This window comes from Phaeovulum sp. W22_SRMD_FR3, from assembly GCF_052113705.1.
GTDB lineage: Bacteria > Pseudomonadota > Alphaproteobacteria > Rhodobacterales > Rhodobacteraceae > JBGQOG01.
In genome coordinates, this window is record NZ_JBGQOG010000007.1 from 135038 (window position 1) to 152236 (window position 17199).

A 17199-nucleotide genomic window follows, 5' to 3' on the forward strand; every position below is an offset into this window, starting at 1 on the left:
TCATGGCCAAGCTCGATCCGATCAAAAAGACCAGCTCTTCCGCCCCGCAATCCGGTTTTCCCTGGACGCCGTTTGCCGGGCCGCACCTTGTCAGCCTGTGGCAGGCCGAGGAGACATTCCTGCGCCAGGCCGAACGCTTTTCGCGCAACTGGTTCCAGCGCCGCCATGATGCGGTGCAATGCGCGCTGACCACGGGCATGCGCCTCATGTCAGAGGGGATGACCGATCCGGTCGCGGGCGCGCAGGTGATGCGCGACTGGCAGGCAGAATCGATGCGCCGCCTGAGCGAAGACGCGCAGGAATGGACTGCGGTGATGACCTCCTGCTCGGGGCAGCTGCTCGCCGCCGAAATCGCCTCCGGGGGCGAAAGCCTGGATGCTGCGGTGACGCTGGCGCAGGGACTCACCGCCACCTCGGTCAGCGAGCCTGTCTGACCACCCCGGACCCGGCGCCCGCGCAGGACCGCCGTGACCGGGTGCCCCACGCGGCCCCCGGCCAAATTCCCTAGAGGGTGCCTGAGGTGCGGTGCGGGGTGCTGTCCGGGGGTATCTCTCATGGTGCCCGGCATGTCCCCTCTCACGCGGCGCGGCCAAGAGGCCGGGGGGCGCTTTCGGCAGGTGCCGCGTCCAGCACGAAACACGCGATGGCGGCGGAAAGGCCCTGCGCCTCGCGCAGCACATCCTGCCCCGCAAAGGCGGTCTGGTGGAACAGCGCGACGTTCTTCTGTGTGCTCTGGTCCAGTTGTGCCGTCGCGGCGCTGATCTCCTCGATCCCTGCCGATTGGCTGCGATAGGCCAGCGCCATGTCGCTCGCATTGGCAGAGATCACGTCAATCGCGCTGACAATCTCGCGCAATGCTTCCCCAGTGCGCGTCACCAGATCCACCCCTTCGGCCACGCTTTTGCCGCTCTCCTCGATCAGGCTGCCGATCTCGCGCGCGGCGGTGGCGGCGCGCTGCGCCAGCGCCCGCACCTCGGCGGCGACCACGGCAAAGCCACGCCCCGCCTCGCCCGCGCGCGCGGCCTCCACCCCGGCATTCAGTGCCAAAAGGTTGGTCTGGAACGAAATATCATCAATCACCGAGATGATTTTGCTGATCGCTTGCGCAGAGCTGACGATGCGGCTCATCGCGCCCTCCGCCGCCGACACCACCTGCTGGGACTGCAGGGCCCCGGCCTTGGTCCGCGCCGCCGCCGTGGCGGTCTCCTCGACCCGCGCGGCCCCCGCCCGCGCGGAATGCGCCAGCGTGTTCACCGAAGCCGCGGTTTCCTCAAGCGCGGCCGCGTTCATCTCGGAATGGCGCGACAGCGCGCCCGAGGTGGCATTGAGATCGCCGGTGATGCCCTCGATCGCCCCCGCGCTGTCGCGGATGGTGCCCACCAAGGTCGCCAGATGCGCCACGGCGCGGTTGTAATCGTGGCGCAGATCTTCGTATTGCGCCGGAAAGGATGCCGTCAGGCGCGCGGTCAGATCCCCCTCGGCCAACCGCCGGAGCGAACGGGCCAGCCCGGTCACCACCTGATCCTGCTCGGCCCGCAACCGCTCGCGCTCCTCCGCCATCCGGCGGTCCTGCGCCCGGCTGCGTTCGGCCTCTTCGCGCTCCTGCCGGGCGATGGCACGCGCCTGCGCCGCGGCGCGGGCCGCCTCCTCGCGCTCGGCAAGCCGCTGCTGCTCCTGCGCGGCGCTTTGCGCGCGCGCCTGTGCTTCGGCGGCGCGCTGACCCTCTTCGGCCAGCCGGTGATTCTCGGCAATCGTGTCGCGGAAGATGCAGAGCGCCTGCAGCATCTCGCCCATCTCGCCCCCCCGCGCGCGCATCCCGTCCAACGCCTGCATGTCCTGCCCGGCAAGGCGGCGGGTGCGCGCGGCCAGTTGCTTCAGCGGTCCGACGACGCGCCAGCGCACCAGCGCCCAGGTGCCGAGGATCACCAGGGTCACCCCGGCCGCGCTTTGGCCCAAATGCAGCACCACTGCGTGCATCCGCGTGGTGATCGTGCGCGCATCCGATTGCACCAGATCCAGCGCCGCGAGCCCGGTCTGGCTGACCCGATCGGCCAGGCCCTGCACCCCCTGCAATGCCTGCGCCGACAGATCGGCGGTGGTCTGCATCTGCTGCAGATAGGCGCGCCGCATGCCCGCAATCCCGCCCTCCGGATCGCTCAGCGCCACCAGCCGCGCCTTGCCCTCGGGCTTGGTCTTCGGCACGGCCGCCGCCACCAGAGCCGCCGCTTCGGCCAGCTTTTTGCCCCGGACGCGCATCGCTTCCGGGTCGGTTTCGGTCAGGGTCTTGATCATCTCGGAGCGCAGCTTGATCACATCCTTGGGGTTATAATCGTTGAAACCCTGGGTGACGGTCGCCAGAATCGCATCAATGTCCTTCAACGCGCCTTGCAAGGCCGCGAGCACCTGCATCTCGGCCTGCCGCGCGGCGGCAAGCGCCTCGAGCTGCCCGGCCAGCGCCCCAAGTTCGACCTCAATCGCGGCGGCCTCGGGCGCCGGGCGCTGATCGGCCAGCGCCTGAAAGCCGGTAATTTCGGCGGCGGTGCCCGCCCGCGCGGCCTCCAGCGCCTCCGGGCTGCGGGCGCGCAACACCTCGGCAAAGCCCTGCGGCAGGCCCGCCACCCGCGCGACAATCGTGGTGCTGTCGCGCAGGGCGGGCAGCCGGTCTTGCGACAATGTTTCCATATGTCCGCCAAATTCCTGCAACGTCAGATACGACAGCATGCATACCGCCAACACGAGGCCGCCAAGCAGGGTGATGCCCGCACCAATCTGAAAGCCTATCGTTGAAAAGTATCTTTGAAACAAAGACATATCGCAGCGTTCCTTCATCATCTGGCACCCCTGTGGCAATGGATGCATCGCTGCGGCAAGCCTCGGCCCTATCGGTAAACCAAGCTTGAATATCACCATGAGATTGCGCAGCCCGGACCGGCTTTCTCCTCAAAGTTGTTGGCAGATTTCACATCACCGTTACAGGGGGGCGGATGCGGCCGTGGCAGAGGGGGGCTGGAGCGCGCTGCTGCGCGAAAACGCGCCGGGCCCCTTGGCAGAAGGTCTGGCCGAATCCTTTCGCGCGGCCTAGGTCGGGATATGGGCGGATGGCCGCCCTGACTCGCCGGGCCGAATTGACGCGGCGGCTGCGATCTGCGATGCGGGCTTCCGCTTCTAGTTGAGGACATCATGCAGGACAAACCGCTCGACCGCACAGAGCATGAACTGTTGGCGATCATTCTGGAACTCCACGCCGCGCGGGGTCCGATTGACCGCAATCTGTTGTCCGTTGTGGCACGCGGCCGCGGGATGGAAGTGGCGCGCCCGCTGGCCCGGCTGAAAAATCTGGGCCTTGTGGAAGAGTTTGAGCGCAAACCGTTCTTTCTCAAGCGGATATTTGGCGCCCGCCCGGTGGCGCTGTTGCGCCCGCTGCCCCCCGCCATGCCCGCCGCGATGCCCGTGCCTGTCGCAGAGGCGCCGGTTGTCACCACCGCCGATGCTGGCCCCGGCGCGGACGGGATCGACACCGGCGCCGCGCTGATGGCCCCGGCGCAAGACAGCATCCCCGAAGCGCCGCAGGACGCGCCCCCCGCAGCCCAGGCCGAAATTTTCGCGCCTGCCGAGCCCGGGGTCTATGTCCCCCCGGTCTATGAAGCGCCGATCTATCAACCGCCCGTGCCCGAAGCACCCGTGCCCGAAATGCCGGCCACCGAACGGCCCTTCACCGAGGCCCCCGGGCAGGACCACATCGCAGAGGCTGATGCGCCCGGGGAAGAGATCGACCTCGACAGCGAGAGTGACGAGTTGGACATGTCCGACTTTGCGCTGCCGCTGGACGCGCCGGAACTCCCCGAAGAGAGCGCTGCCGCGCCGAGCACGGCCGCACCCGCCGCCGCGCGCCCGGCCCGCCGCAAGGTGCCCGTGGGCTACACCGATGAAATCGGCGGCATCGCACAGGCCTTTGAAATCGCCCCGCAGATGCCCGATCTCTCGCCCGAACTGATGGACGGGCTGCGCGAGGTTCTGGGCGGCGTCGGCATGGAGCTGACGATGGCAGGCGAGGCGCTGATCGGCGACCGGATGGCCAAGGGCGCCAGCGCGGGCGAGGCTTTGTCGCAGGTGGTGCTGTTCGCCTTTGCCCATGCGGTGCGCTATGACGCGGCCTCGGAAGGCGAGGTCAAGGCGCTGGGCCTGAACGATTATGCGGTGGAAGTGATGCGCGAGCTGGAAAAGCTGCGCGATGCGGGCGAGATCGGCGAACAGTGCTTTGAGGACGACATGCGGCGTCTGTGGCGTCTGGTGGAGGACACGCCGGAAGGCACCGAAGCCGCCGAGGCGCTGTTGCAGGATCCGGTTGGCGGCGCGGCGCCCACCGCCCTTTTGCCGGAAGATCTGCGGCAGGCCGACGAGGCTTGACGCGCGGCCGCCCGCGCCGTGCTTTCCCCCTGCCCCTCCCGCGCCTTGGCTGTGGCCGCCGCTGCCGTGGCCCCAGCCATCGCCCCCCCGTGCTGCAGATCAGCGCTTCTGCGCAGGCAGGTGACGCCGGATGACGGCATTGGCGGGCGGGTCGGCGCGGTGGCACTTGTCGCCAGCACCCCGAGCCCCCCGGGCATGGTCAGCCGCGCCCCGGCACGCCTCAGCACTCAGGCAGGGGCCCGGGCATCTGGCGGGCCCTCAGGCATCTGGCAGGCCCCTCAGGCCGCGCGGGTGATCATCTGCCGCGCGGGCTTCCGGGCGTTCTGCAGGGGGTGCGACAGGCTCAGGTGGTGTGACAGGCTCAGGCGGCGCCGGAGAGGCGGGCGATTTCGCCCATCAAATGCTCGAGCATCTGGTCAATCTGCAACGGTTTCGCCATCACCTTGCTGGCCCCCGCCACTTCAAAGCGGTGCATGTCGTCGCCAACCACGGCGGCGGTCAGGCCATAGACCGGGATGGTCACGCCCGCCTCGCGCAGATGGCGCACGAGGACATCGCCCTCCATTTCCGGCATGAACAGATCGGTGATCAGCACGTCGCGCGGTTCGCGCAACAGTTCGTCAAGCGCCAGGCGCCCGTTCGCCACGCAATCCACCCGGCCAAACACCCGCCGCAGCCGTGCCTGAGTGATTTCGGCGACCAGTTCGTTATCCTCGGCCAACAGCACCGACATGCCACGCAACACCGCCGGATAGGCCGTCTCCGCCGCGCCGGGTGCAGGGACCGACAGCTCGGGCACCGGCAGGTCGGCATCCTCCTCCGGCAAGCGCACCTCATAGCCCGCGCCGCCGCCCGGTGCGGTGAAGTAGAACACCTGCCCGCCCAGCAATTCGACCGAGGATTTCACGATATAGAGGCCAAGCCCGCTGCCATCGACCTTGCTGCGCGGATCTTCCCGCGTGCCGCGCTCAAACGGCTCGAAGAGACGCGCCACTTCTTCGGGCGGAATGCCCTGACCATTGTCGGTCACCTGCCAGCAGCTGCGCGCGCCCAGCGCACCCGGCCCGGTGACGCGGGTAAAGCCGATGGTGATCTGCGTTCCGCCGCTGTGGATAATGGCGTTGCGCAAGAGATTGCCGACAATCTGCTTGATCCGGCGGCTGTCGCCCAGACGCGCGCGCTCGGCCCCGGCCCCAAGCGCCAGCCGGATCTGGATGCCCCGCCCCGCCGCCTGCCCCTCAAAGAGGTTGCGCAGGCTTTCGGCCAGTTCCGCCGGGACATAAGACTCGACCGTCACCTCCAGATTTTTCTCGGGATTCACCGCCTGACGCATGTCGGTCAGCACCCGAAGCAACTGGTCGGAGGCCTCGCGCATCTGCCGCCGGACGGTCGGCAGGCTGTTCGTGTCCCCCAGATCCTCGATCAGCATGGCGATGACCGAAGCCGGCGTGCGGATTTCATGCGAGACGATGGAGAAAAGCTGAGCCTGCTTTTCCTGCCGCAGGTTCAGTTCGTTCAGCATGTGGCGCAGGGCCGCCTCTTGCTGATGCTCGGTCGTCACATCCACCAACAGCCCATAGGCCAGCCATTCGCGCGTCGGCGATTGCTCCAGCCAGAGATAGATCCGCAACACGATTGCGCGGGTCGGCTTGCGAACCGACAGGGTGCTGGTGCCCAGATCATGGCCCCGCGCCTCCGGGCAGTCATAGGCCCCTGCCTCAGACGTGCCCCCTTCGGCATCGACGTTAAAGCGCAACAGCACCGATTGCGGCTGTCCGGGCGCCTCCAGCAACCGCTCGCGCAGCGACAAACGCTCGGCACGGTCCAGCTTGCGGTAGAGAGAGCCCAGCGTTGCCTCGTTCTTCAGCCCGGCGATGCGGCTGCCCACATCGTCCAGCAGCACCTTGCCGCTGGCGAGATTGATGGTGAGGATGCCCACCCCGGCAAAATCGCGCACCTGATTGAGGCGCCGGATGCTGTCGGCCTGATAGTGCAGGATCACCTCGTTATAGGAGCGCAGCGCCAGCACCAGAATCACAAAGCCCAGAGCCACGATCGAATAGGTCTCAAGGTAGACATCCGCCTGGGTGGCGGGGGCGATGTCGCGCAGGTAATTGCCGGTGATCGAGGCATAAACGGTCGAGCCGATGACGATGCTGATCGGCACATAGGAGAGCGGCAGCGTCAGCGCGAGAAGAATGCAGACAATCGCCGCGTCCAGCATCGGATAGCCCGCAATGCCATAGCGGTGCAGGATGGCCATCAGGGCAAAGCCCGCGACGATGACCGCGATGCGCGGCGTGTCCTCGCGCTTGGGGAATTGCAGCGCGGTCAGCAAGAACGCCGACACCACCACCACGCCGCGCCATTGCCGGAACGAGGCGAGCAGCGTGAAATGCTCGTCAAACCCGAGTTCGAGCTGCAAGGCGGGTGACAGGCTTTGGGCATAATAATTCGCCACCGCCACCTGAATCATCGACACGACAAGGAACACGCCCGCCACGGTGAAGGTCGCGAGAATATCTGCGGTAAACGGCCGCAGGCGGCGAAAGAAGTTTTGCGCCGCGACAAGCGAGATGGCGCCGATCAGCGCCGCCGAAACCGCATTGAGCAGGAAGGTCTGAAACAGCAGGCCCGGCGTCAGCCCGTGCAGCAAGAGCCAGGACTTATCGCCGAGAAAGGGCAGGAACATCGGCACATAAAAATTCAGCAGGAACGCGCAGACCGGAATCCAAAGTTTCGGCAGCGGGTAAAACAACACCCCCAGCGCCAGCGAAAACAGCGCAATATGGGGCATGTTATTGACAGCAAACGTGTTTCTGCCGTGAAGGGCCGCACCATACCCCATGAAAACGGTCCAGCCAAAGACCGCGATGAAGTAGATCATCGCGAAGAAATACGGACGTTGTGCGATCTTGTCCCGGATCATCAAGATCCGGGAGCGGCCGAAATCCCGAAAGACATAGTCCTGCTGTGTCTCCACCACGGAGGCGACGGACCTTACCAAAGCGGCACCTTCATCATCGTTACTTTGTCCCCGTCAGCACTGCGCCGCAGCCCGACCAGCCCCATGTTGCCATCAACCACCTGTCGTCATAGCGAAAAGAAGTGAAATGAAGGTTTCCGGGCGCCCAAAGGTGACCCTAGGGAACCTTATTGGCACCGCGATGTTGAACAGGGCGGCAGACGGGCGCAATCGTAAGGCCCGCAGCAGAATCGCCCGCAGCTCAGCCGCCCGCGTCACCGCACCGGCAACGATGCGCAGCGCCGCCGAACCCGACGCGCGCGGCGCAGCGGTCCGCAAGTGGCAGGTCAGGATCAGCAGGCGGCAGTCAGCAGGCAGGGATCAACCGGCAGGGTCATCCCCGCGGTCGGCCGCGGTTTCCGCAACGATCCAGGCCCTCAGCGCGCACAAAGGCGGGTGGTCGGCGCGCTCGGTCGGCCAGCACAGATAATAGGCCTCGGGGTTGTGCAGCGGCAAGGCAAGTGCGGGCACCAGCGTCCCCGCCGCCAGCTCTTCGGCGATCAGGAAATCCGGAATCAGCGCCACCCCCAACCCGGCCTGCGCCGCCTGGGCCAGCGTGGCGAACTGGTCAAACAGCATGCCATGCACCGCCAGATCATCCGCCGCATGCAGCCGCAGCCAGCGCTCCCAGGCATCGGGCCGGGTGGTCAGGTGCAACAGCGGTGCCTGCCGCAGATCGGCGGCGGCACGAAAGCCGTATTGCGCCCGCAGCCCCGGCGCGCAGACCGGCAACACCACCTCGCGCCGCAAGAGATCCATGCTGGTGCCCGGCCAGTCCTCGCGCCCGAAATGGATCGCGGCATCAATCGCTTCGTGACGGAAATCGAACGGGCTGAGCCGGGTCACCAGATTGACCGTCACCCCCGGGTAAGCCGCCAGAAACCGGGGCAGCCGCGGGGCCAGCCAGCGGGTGCCAAAGGTCGGCAAAATCGCCAGCGTCAGCGTGCCCCCCAGGGGATTTGCCCGCAGATTGAGCGAGGCCTGCGAGATCTTGTGCAGCGCCTCGCGCACTTCCCGGGCATAGGCGGCCCCGCCCAGCGTGAGGCGGATGGTCTGACGCTCGCGGTGAAAGAGCGCCACGCCCAGCTGCTCTTCCAGCGCCTTGATCTGCCGCGACACCGCACTTTGCGTCAGCGACAGCTCATGCGCGGCCGCAGTGACCGAGCCGGTGCGCGCCGCCGCCTCAAAGGCGGACAGAAGCGGCAGGGAGGGCAGGAACCGGCGGGGCGCACGCATATCGCATTCCTTACGCGAATGAACTCTTGATCAAAACTCGCTACTCTTTCAACCATGTACAAGGCAGAACTTCCGGGACGCCGGGCCAATCTGGCCGGCCGCCCGCTTCAGGATGACCCCCAATGCAGAACGACCCCCGCTCCCACGGTCTTTGGGAACGCACCGCCCCCGCTGCACCACAGAGCGGGCCGCTCACCGGCGACATGTCGGCGGATGTGGTGGTGATCGGCGCGGGCTATACCGGCCTCTCCACCGCGCTGCATCTGGCCGAGCGCGGAAAGTCTGTCGTGCTGCTGGAGGCGGTAGAGGTGGGCTTTGGCGGCGCGGGGCGCAATGTCGGGCTGGTGAATGCCGGTATGTGGGTGATGCCCGAGGCGCTCTGCGAGACCTTGGGGCCGGTGGCGGGCAACCGGCTGATCGATTTTCTGGGCGACGGGCCGCGGCAGGTGTTCGAGGTGATCGACCGTCACGCCATCGCCTGTGAAGCCGAGTGGCAGGGCACCCTGCATCTGGCGGTGGGCGAAAAGGGTCTGGCCGAGATCCGCGAGCGGGCGCGGCAATGGCAGTCGCGCGGCGCGCCGGTAGAGGTGCTGGACGCGGCCGAGACCGCGCGACGGGTCGGCAGCACCGCCTATGCGGGGGCGCTTTTGGACCGCCGCGCGGGCACCATCCAGCCGCTGGCCTATGCGCGCGGGCTGGCGGCGGCGGGGGTACAGCAGGGCGTCTCGCTCTTCACCCAAAGCCCGGTCACAGCGCTGCGGCGGTCGGGGGCGGGCTGGCAGGCAGTAACGCCGAAAGGCAGCGTGACCGCGCAATGGGTAGTGATCGGCACCGATGCCTATACAGGCCATATCTTTCCGCAGATCCGGCAAGAGCAGGTGTTCCTGCCCTATTTCAACCTCGCCACAACGCCGCTCAACGCCGAGATGCAGGCCCGTATCCTGCCAGAGCGGCAGGGCGCCTGGGACACCAAGGAAATCCTCTCCTCCTTCCGCTTTGATCAGGCGGGGCGGCTGGTCTTTGGCTCGGTCGGCGCGCTGCGGCGGGGCGGGGCGGCGGTGCACCGGGCCTGGGCCCGGCGTGAAATGGCGCGCCTTTGGCCGGACCTTGGCCCGGTCCGGTTCGAGGCGGAATGGTATGGCCAGATCGGGATGACCGCCGACAACCTGCCGCGCTGCCATCAGCTGGACGAAAAGATCATCACCATATGCGGCTATAACGGCCGCGGGATTGCGCCGGGCACCGCCTTTGGCCGCTTTCTGGCGGGCCATGTCGCGGGAGAGACCGAGGAGGCCGATCTGCCGCTCGCCCCCACCCCCGCACAGCCGATAAGCGCCCGGCCCCTGCGCGAAGCCTATTACGAATTTGGCGCGCAGGTGGCGCATTTCACCGGGAGCCGTTTCTGAGCACAGAATACTGAGCACGGTGCCCGGGCCTTTTGCTTGGGTCAGCCGCGCAGGGCTTCAGCCTCGGCCAGATGCCCCTTTCGGGCGTAGCGCTGCGCAATCACCGCGCAGGCCATCAGCTGGATCTGGTGAAAGATCATCAGGGGCAGCACGATGGCCCCGATGCTCTGTCCGGCAAAGATCGCGCCCGCCATCGGCACCCCGCTCGCCAGACTTTTCTTTGAGCCGCAGAAGGTGATCGCGATCTCATCTGCCCGATCAAAACCCAGTGCCCGGCTGCCAAACATGGTCAGCGCCAGCACCAGCGCCAAGAGCGCCATATCGGCCAGCACCACCAGCGCCAGATCCCGCAGCTCAATCCCGTGCCACAGCCCCTCGACCACCGCCGCGCTGAAGGCGAGATAGACCACCATCAGGATCGAGCCACGATCCACCGGCGCCAGCAGCTTTTTATGGCCACGCACCCAAGCGCCCACCAAGGGTTGCAGCGCCTGTCCGGCGATAAAGGGCACCAAGAGTTGCAGGAAAATCTGCCCCAGTACCGCCATCGAAAACCCGCCATGCCCGCCCGCCGACAGCAAAACCCCCACCAAGAGCGGCGTCAGGAACATGCCCGCGATATTGGAGGCCGAGGCCGCGCAGATCGCCGCCGCCACATTGCCCCCCGCCATCGACGTGAAGGCAATCGAGCTTTGCACCGTCGAGGGCAGCACCGCGAGGAACAAAAGCCCCGTGCGCAGCGCCAGTGGCAGATCGGCGGGCATGAGCTGCCCCAGCGCCAGGCCGAGCAGCGGGAAGGCCCCGAAGGTCACCGCAAGGATCACTGCCTGCAGCCGCCAATGCAGCATCCCCGCGATCACCACTTCCCGCGAGAGGCGCGCGCCGTGCAGGAAAAACAACAGCGCGATGGCCAGTTTGGTGGCAATCCCCATCCATTCCGCCCCCTGCCCCGAGACCGGAAAGACCGAGGCGAGTGCCACCGTGGCCAGCAGCATGAGGGTGAAAGTATCGGGTTTGAAGCGGCGCATATCGGTCTCCCGTGACAGTGGCGCCCAATGTCGTTATCATCAAACAGGATGCAAGGAATAACACTCATCACGAAAGTCGATAACCATGCTCGATCTGGCACAGTTGCGCAGTTTTCTGGCGGTGCAGCAGACGGGGAGTTTCACCCGCGCCGCCGAGATGTTGCAGCTGGGGCAATCGACCGTCAGCCAACATATTCAACGACTTGAGCGGTCCCTCGGGCGGCAGCTGGTCTGGCGCGACACGCATCGGGTGCTGATCACCCCGGATGGCGAGGCGCTGAGCCAGCATGCGCGAGCGATGCTGGCGATTGAGGGCAAAGTCAGCGAGCTTTTTGGCGAAAGCCGGTTGCGCGGGCGGTTGCGGCTGGGGCTTTCCGAGGATTTCGCCAACAGCCGGTTGACGGCGGTGCTCGAAAACTTCACGCGCAACCACCCCAATATCGACCTGCAACTTTCGGTCGCGCTCAGCGGCATCCTGTATCAGATGCAGGATGCGGGCGAGATCGACCTGGTCTTTGCCAAGCGCCGGATCGGCGATGCCCGTGGCCAGCTGGTGTTCCGCGAGCCGCTGGTCTGGCTGGCGCGCGACCCCGAGATGCTGATGGCGGGCGGCGGGGCGGTGCCGCTGATCGCCTTTCCCAGCCCTTCGATCACCCGCTCCATCGCGCTGGAAACCCTGAACGCGCATAAAATCCCCTGGCGCATCAGTTGCACCTGCAGCAGCCTGAGCGGGCTGACCGCCGCCGCCCGGGCGGGCATGGGGGTTCTGGTACAACCCCGCAGCATGGCACCCACCGGCCTGCGGGCCCTGCCCGTGCCGGGCCTGCCGGAGCTGGAAGATGTCGAATTTGTGCTGGTGCCGGTCAGCGGCGCCGACCCCGCTCTGGTCGCCGCCATTTCCGATGAAATCTTTGCCCAGGTGGGCAATCTGCGCGAGGCCTAGACGCGGCCTGAAGGTGTTTGGACATGTTCGGACGCGGCCCCGGCCCGGGGCAAGCGGGCCCGGGCACAGCAAGTGCCAGAGATGGCGCCCGCGACGGGAAATCTCTCACCACCACCCGAACGCTTCAGCCGCCGAAAATTCAAGCGTCTGGAATACATGATAAATATTTCATCTGATTGCGGATGGAATGTCACAGTTTATATCAAAATGACACAATCACACAACCTGAGGGTGCATTTCGGATTTACATCAGCCGGGGCGGTCGGCACTCTCAAAGGGCAAGAGATATGTTTTTGAGGCCGGAATGCGCTTTTTGTTGAATTTGCTGGGCCGTCTCTACAAAGCTGGTGTGACGCCGCCCTCCGCGACACACGAGGTTCCCCCCTTGCCGTTGACACCCGAAGACCAGACCCAGATCCCCGCCACCGCGGACACCCAGTTGTTTCCCGACCTGCCGTCGGACACCTACCGCTTCATCGCATTGGATGTCGAAACCGCGAATGGCTGGGCGGGCAGCATCTGCCAGATTGGTCTGGCCTGCGTGACCGAAACCGGCGATATCCATCAGTTCAGCACGCTGGTCGATCCCGAAGGCAGCTTTGATAGCTTTAACAGCAACTTGCACGGAATCACCGCGCGGGACGTTCAGGGCAAGCCCAATGCGCGGCGCACCATCCGGGCGCTCACACCGCTGCTGTCGCGGCAACCGCTGATCCAGCATTCCAGCTTTGACCAGCGCGCGATCGAGGCCGCCTGTCAGGGCAAGGCCTTTTCGATGGAGCCCCCCGATCTGGAATGGTTCGACAGCGTGCGCATCGCCCGCCGCGCCTGGCCGGAGTTCATCAACAATGGCGGCCACGGGCTGAAACATCTGAAATCGGCGCTGGGGCTGAACTTTCAGCACCATGATGCCGGCGAGGATGCGCGGGCAGCGGCACAGGTTGTCCTCCTGGCGGAATTCCGGACCGGGCTGCACTTCCGCCGCCTGGGCGAAACCACGCGCCCCCGCCGCGCCAAGGCCGCACCGCCGCGCCAGCCGGATATTCCACCGCTGCAACTCGATGGGGCAATGGCCTGTTTTTGCGGGCCAATGACGCTGCCCCTCGCCCTGGCTACCGAGAAAGCCAAAGGCTCGGGGGCGCAGGTGATGGCGCGGGTCACCACCAAGACAACGCTGGTGGTCGTGGGCGATCAGGCGCTGTCGGATCCGCAGGCCCAGCGCCACCCGGACTGGCGGCGCGCCGAGGAATATCGCGCCAAGGGACGTGGCATCCGGGTGATCGGCGAGAGCGAGTTCCTGCAGCTGGTCGAGTCGGCCGAGTGAAACGGCCAGGCGCGGCCAAAACGCCGCTGGTGACCGAACGTGCCGCATAGGTCGCGGCAACGATATGTCTCCCGACATATCGGGAAAATTCGATCCATCTGCCGCGCTGACCTGCCGATTTTCAAAAGAAGCGCGCAATTCCAAGCGATTAGAAATGCAACCGGAAATTGTATTATCTGCATGCCCTCAGGTTGACGTTAAGGTACCATTAGCCGCTCCGGCCGCATTCTGCACAGGCATTTTGGCCCGGAGGCATCCATGTTCCCGCGTATTTTTGGCACAGCCGCCAAAGACACCCTCTCTGCTGCAGACCGGGCTTTGCTGACCGCGCTGCAGACCGCGCAGGCGATCATCTGGTTTGACCTCGACGGTCATATCCAGGGCGCGAATGACAATTTTCTGGCGATCATGGGCTATCGCCGCGACGATATTCTGGGCAAGCATCACCGGATCTTCGCGACACCCGGCACCGCGGAAAGCGCCGCTTATCAGCGGTTCTGGTCCGAGCTGCGGGCGGGACAGCGGCAGCATGACACCTATCCGCGCCTGACCAAAACGGGAAACACCGTCTGGCTGGAGGCCTCTTACAATCCGCTCCTGAACGCCGCGGGGCAGCCCGTGGGCGTGGTCAAATTCGCCACCGATGTAACGGCCGCAAAGCTGCGCGCGCTGGATACTGCGGGCCAGATCGCGGCGATCAGCACATCGCAGGCGACGATCGAATTTGATCTGACCGGCAAGATATTGACCGTGAACGACAATTTCTGCGCCGCCACCGACTACAGCGCCGCCGAGCTGATCGGTCAGCACCATGCGATCTTTATGGACAAGGACGAGGCCGCCAGCCCCGGCTATCGGCAATTCTGGCACGATCTGGCGCAGGGCAAATTCAAATCGGGCGCGTTTCGCCGCCTGACCAAATCCGGCAAGGATTGCTGGCTTCAGGCCAGCTACAACCCGATCTTTGACGCCGATGGCAAGCCGTGCAAGGTGGTGAAATTCGCCTCCGACATCACGGCGCAAAAGGAATTCGCCGCGGATGCTTTGGGCAAGATCGCCGCAATGTCCAAGATTCAGGCGATCATCGAATTTGACCTGAACGGCAACATTCTGACCGCCAACGACAATTTCTGCAAAACCATGGGCTACAGCCTGAGCGAGGTTCAGGGGCGCCATCACAGCATGTTTGTGGACCCCGAACTGGCCGCCAGCCCGGCATACAGTGCCTTCTGGCAGGATCTGGCACGCGGCACGCCCAGCGTTGCCGAGTTCAAACGCTATACCAAATCGGGCACGGAAATCTGGCTGCGTGCCAGCTACAACCCTATTCTGGATGCCAACGGCCGTCCGTGCAAAGTGGTGAAATTCGCCAGCCAGACCGAGCGCAGCGCTGCCCTTGACGTGCTGAAAGGCGCGCTGGAGCGGCTCTCGTCCGGCGATTTGCAGGTGCGGATCGAGGATAAATTCGACTCCGAATTCGAGGTGATCCGGGCAGATTTCAACAATGCCACCTCCAAGCTCGACCGGCTGATCGCGCAGGTGATCGACCACGCGCGCACCATCGGCCATGAGACAAGCGAGATCGGCGCCGCCACGGATGATCTCTCGCGCCGCGCCGAGCAGCAGGCTGCCACCCTTGAGCAAACCGCCGCCGCGATTGACGAGCTGACCGCCTCGGTCAAAGCCGCAAGCAGCGTGGCGAACGAAGGCAGCACCATGGTCGACAATGCCCGCAAAAGCGCCTCGCACAGCGGTGTCGTGGTGCGCGATGCCGTGCAGGCGATGGATGAAATCTCGGAAAGCTCGTCAAAAATCTCGAAGATCACCTCGGTGATTGATGAAATCGCCTTTCAGACCAATCTGCTGGCACTCAATGCCGGGGTCGAGGCGGCGCGGGCGGGCGAAGCCGGGCGTGGCTTTGCCGTGGTCGCCTCCGAGGTGCGGGCGCTGGCGCAGCGCTCCTCCGATGCGGCCCGGGAAATCGCCGATCTGATCTCCGCCTCGGCCAATCAGGTCAAACGCGGCGTCGGTCTGGTGGGTCAGGCGGGCGCGGCACTGAGCGAGATTGATGGCGCGGTGACGCAGATTCATGAGCGGGTCAGCACGATGGCCAATTCCTCGCGCGAGCAATCGGCGGGGCTGGCCGAGATCAATATGGCAGTGAACCAGCTGGATCAGGTCACCCAGCACAATGCGGCAATGTTTGAGGAAACCAATGCCGCCACCCGCAACCTGACCATCGAAACCAAGGAACTGACGCATAAGGTCAGCCAGTTTCAATACACCGGTCAAAGTTACGGCCAGCCCATCGTTGGCAGCGCAACATATGAAACGGCGGGCAAGGTGCGGCGGGCTAGCTGAACCTGCCCGCCCCCCCGCATGCCCTCACCGCGCGCCCTTGCACCGGCCCGGGCGGCTGGGATCCGTACCGCCGCTGCCCGCTCCTCCGGCACCCGCCACCGTCAGTGCATTTTGGAGCGGATGCGCCGGACCAGCAGAAACACCGCCAGCATCACCAAAGGCGTCAGCCCTGCGGTCAGCATCTCCTTGCTGACATGCGCGAGTTTCGCCAGCGGGTAGAAGAAATACCCCGAGAGACTGACCGCATAATAGCTGATCGCCACGACCGAGAGCCCCTCGACCGTATGTTGCAGCCGTAATTGCAGATCGGCGCGGCGGTCCATGCTTTCCAGCAGCTTCTGGTTTTGCGCCGAGCGTTCCACATCCACCCTGGTGCGCAACAGCTCCCCCGCCCGCGCCGCGCGCTCCAGCATGGTTTTCAGCCGCGCCTCGGCGGATTTCACCGTGCGCATCGCCGGATCATAGCGCCGCATCATGAATTCCGCGAATTTCTGCCGCCCCTGAAACCGCTCTTCGCGCAGGATCTCGATCCGCTGATTGACGATGGCCTCATAGGCACCCGTCGCGCCAAAACGAAAGGCGTGGCTGACCGCGAGGCTCTCCAGCTCGGCCGAGACCCGCAAGAGGTCTTGCAGGACCAACTCGGGCGCCTTCTCCTCATCGGTCATCCCCTCGACCAGCGCCGAGAGCTGCGGATCAAGGGCGTTCAGCCGCGCGCCCAAATCCCGCACGCGGCCGAGACCCAGCATCGACATCGCGCGATAGGTCTCGATCTCACAGAGCCGCTGCACGATGCGGCCAATGCGCGAGGGGCCGGTGCCGGGCGTCACGAAAATCGCAAAGCGCATCTGCCCCGCCGCATCCAGCCGGAAATCCCCCGCAATGACCGCGGCGCGGTCCAGCACCCAGGCGCAGGCGAGGCTTTCGGCGACGAACCAATCCTGCAGCTTCGGCTCGATCTCGGTGGGGTCTTCGGGCAAGAGCTCGATGCGGACATGGATCGCCGCCAGCCGCCGCCCCGGTGCCTCGGCGGTCCAATCCTCCGGAAAGACCCGGGCATCGGCGGGGTCAAAGGGGCGCTCGGAACAGCCCGGCGCAAAGGCGAGATAGGTCACGAATTCCGTATGGCTTTCCCATTTCAGCGCATAGCGGCCCAGATCGCCCGCATAATGCGTCACCCCCGGCACCGGCCGCGCCGCCCCGTGGCGCTGCAAAAGCGCCGTCAGATGCGCGTGATCCGCCGCCCGGTCGCGGTTGGCGGCATCCACCGGCTCCTTCACCGCCAGATAGACGGCATGGCTGGGCACGGTCAGCGAGGGAAACGGGCGCGCATGCAGTTCATTGACCAGATCATAGCGCAAGGGGTGGTCATCAATCGGGGTCATCGGGCGGTCCAACTGGGATGAGACCCTTTTGGATTAGCGCAACGCCGCCTTCTGTAAACAAAAAAGTGCAGCGTTCTTCGATAT

At 65.4% G+C, this 17199-nt stretch carries 11 protein-coding genes; 6 read left to right on the plus strand and 5 right to left on the minus strand.

Going from position 1 to position 17199, the window contains the following annotated elements:
- The first annotated feature begins 2 nt into the window (after nucleotides 1-2).
- Nucleotides 3-434, plus strand: a complete 432-nt coding sequence (locus ACEN2S_RS11665) for a hypothetical protein (RefSeq protein WP_441866324.1) — start codon at nucleotides 3-5, stop codon at nucleotides 432-434.
- Between the two features lie 142 nt (nucleotides 435-576).
- Here ACEN2S_RS11665 and ACEN2S_RS11670 read toward each other — a convergent pair whose 3' ends face one another.
- A complete protein-coding gene (locus tag ACEN2S_RS11670; RefSeq protein WP_441866325.1) occupies nucleotides 577-2721 on the minus strand; it encodes a methyl-accepting chemotaxis protein in 2145 nt (714 codons plus the stop codon).
- A 459-nt stretch (nucleotides 2722-3180) separates the two neighbouring features.
- On the opposite strand from ACEN2S_RS11670, the gene ACEN2S_RS11675 reads away from it, so the two are divergent.
- Complete coding sequence (locus ACEN2S_RS11675; RefSeq protein ID WP_441866326.1) at nucleotides 3181-4407, plus strand: hypothetical protein; 1227 nt, start codon at nucleotides 3181-3183, stop codon at nucleotides 4405-4407.
- A gap of 361 nt (nucleotides 4408-4768) precedes the next feature.
- Here ACEN2S_RS11675 and ACEN2S_RS11680 read toward each other — a convergent pair whose 3' ends face one another.
- Nucleotides 4769-7414: a hybrid sensor histidine kinase/response regulator gene (locus ACEN2S_RS11680; protein ID WP_441866327.1), complete on the minus strand. Its 2646-nt coding sequence runs from the start codon at nucleotides 7412-7414 to the stop codon at nucleotides 4769-4771.
- 339 nt (nucleotides 7415-7753) lie between these two features.
- Nucleotides 7754-8668 (minus strand): LysR family transcriptional regulator, encoded by a 915-nt coding sequence (locus ACEN2S_RS11685; protein ID WP_441866328.1) that lies wholly within the window; start codon nucleotides 8666-8668, stop codon nucleotides 7754-7756.
- A gap of 122 nt (nucleotides 8669-8790) precedes the next feature.
- On the opposite strand from ACEN2S_RS11685, the gene ACEN2S_RS11690 reads away from it, so the two are divergent.
- Nucleotides 8791-10074, plus strand: coding sequence for an NAD(P)/FAD-dependent oxidoreductase (locus ACEN2S_RS11690; protein WP_441866329.1), 1284 nt, complete (start codon nucleotides 8791-8793; stop codon nucleotides 10072-10074).
- A 41-nt stretch (nucleotides 10075-10115) separates the two neighbouring features.
- Here the strand turns inward: ACEN2S_RS11690 and ACEN2S_RS11695 are convergent, their stop codons facing one another.
- Complete coding sequence (locus ACEN2S_RS11695; RefSeq protein ID WP_441866330.1) at nucleotides 10116-11102, minus strand: bile acid:sodium symporter family protein; 987 nt, start codon at nucleotides 11100-11102, stop codon at nucleotides 10116-10118.
- Between the two features lie 85 nt (nucleotides 11103-11187).
- On the opposite strand from ACEN2S_RS11695, the gene ACEN2S_RS11700 reads away from it, so the two are divergent.
- From ACEN2S_RS11700 to ACEN2S_RS11710, 3 genes are all read left to right on the plus strand, one after another.
- A complete protein-coding gene (locus ACEN2S_RS11700; protein WP_441866331.1) occupies nucleotides 11188-12045 on the plus strand; it encodes a LysR substrate-binding domain-containing protein in 858 nt (285 codons plus the stop codon).
- A 304-nt stretch (nucleotides 12046-12349) separates the two neighbouring features.
- Complete coding sequence (locus ACEN2S_RS11705) at nucleotides 12350-13369, plus strand: exonuclease domain-containing protein (protein WP_441866332.1); 1020 nt, start codon at nucleotides 12350-12352, stop codon at nucleotides 13367-13369.
- 258 nt (nucleotides 13370-13627) lie between these two features.
- Nucleotides 13628-15730 (plus strand): methyl-accepting chemotaxis protein, encoded by a 2103-nt coding sequence (locus tag ACEN2S_RS11710; protein WP_441866333.1) that lies wholly within the window; start codon nucleotides 13628-13630, stop codon nucleotides 15728-15730.
- A gap of 101 nt (nucleotides 15731-15831) precedes the next feature.
- On the opposite strand, the gene ACEN2S_RS11715 is transcribed toward ACEN2S_RS11710, so the two are convergent.
- The gene (locus ACEN2S_RS11715) at nucleotides 15832-17115 is read right to left on the minus strand and encodes a DUF3422 family protein (protein WP_441866334.1); all 1284 of its coding nucleotides are present in this window, start codon (nucleotides 17113-17115) and stop codon (nucleotides 15832-15834) included.
- Nucleotides 17116-17199: the final 84 nt, after the last annotated feature.

What these genes read in the sequence shown, in the direction of transcription:
- ACEN2S_RS11670 (WP_441866325.1), bottom strand. Translation starts at nt 2,721, where the DNA reads ATGCTGTCGTATCTGACGTTGCAGGAATTTGGCGGACATATGGAAACA.
- ACEN2S_RS11690 (WP_441866329.1), top strand. Translation starts at nt 8,791, where the DNA reads ATGCAGAACGACCCCCGCTCCCACGGTCTTTGGGAACGCACCGCCCCC.
- ACEN2S_RS11675 (WP_441866326.1), top strand. Translation starts at nt 3,181, where the DNA reads ATGCAGGACAAACCGCTCGACCGCACAGAGCATGAACTGTTGGCGATC.
- ACEN2S_RS11695 (WP_441866330.1), bottom strand. Translation starts at nt 11,102, where the DNA reads ATGCGCCGCTTCAAACCCGATACTTTCACCCTCATGCTGCTGGCCACG.
- ACEN2S_RS11685 (WP_441866328.1), bottom strand. Translation starts at nt 8,668, where the DNA reads ATGCGTGCGCCCCGCCGGTTCCTGCCCTCCCTGCCGCTTCTGTCCGCC.
- ACEN2S_RS11665 (WP_441866324.1), top strand. Translation starts at nt 3, where the DNA reads ATGGCCAAGCTCGATCCGATCAAAAAGACCAGCTCTTCCGCCCCGCAA.
- ACEN2S_RS11700 (WP_441866331.1), top strand. Translation starts at nt 11,188, where the DNA reads ATGCTCGATCTGGCACAGTTGCGCAGTTTTCTGGCGGTGCAGCAGACG.
- ACEN2S_RS11715 (WP_441866334.1), bottom strand. Translation starts at nt 17,115, where the DNA reads ATGACCCCGATTGATGACCACCCCTTGCGCTATGATCTGGTCAATGAA.
- ACEN2S_RS11710 (WP_441866333.1), top strand. Translation starts at nt 13,628, where the DNA reads ATGTTCCCGCGTATTTTTGGCACAGCCGCCAAAGACACCCTCTCTGCT.
- ACEN2S_RS11705 (WP_441866332.1), top strand. Translation starts at nt 12,350, where the DNA reads ATGCGCTTTTTGTTGAATTTGCTGGGCCGTCTCTACAAAGCTGGTGTG.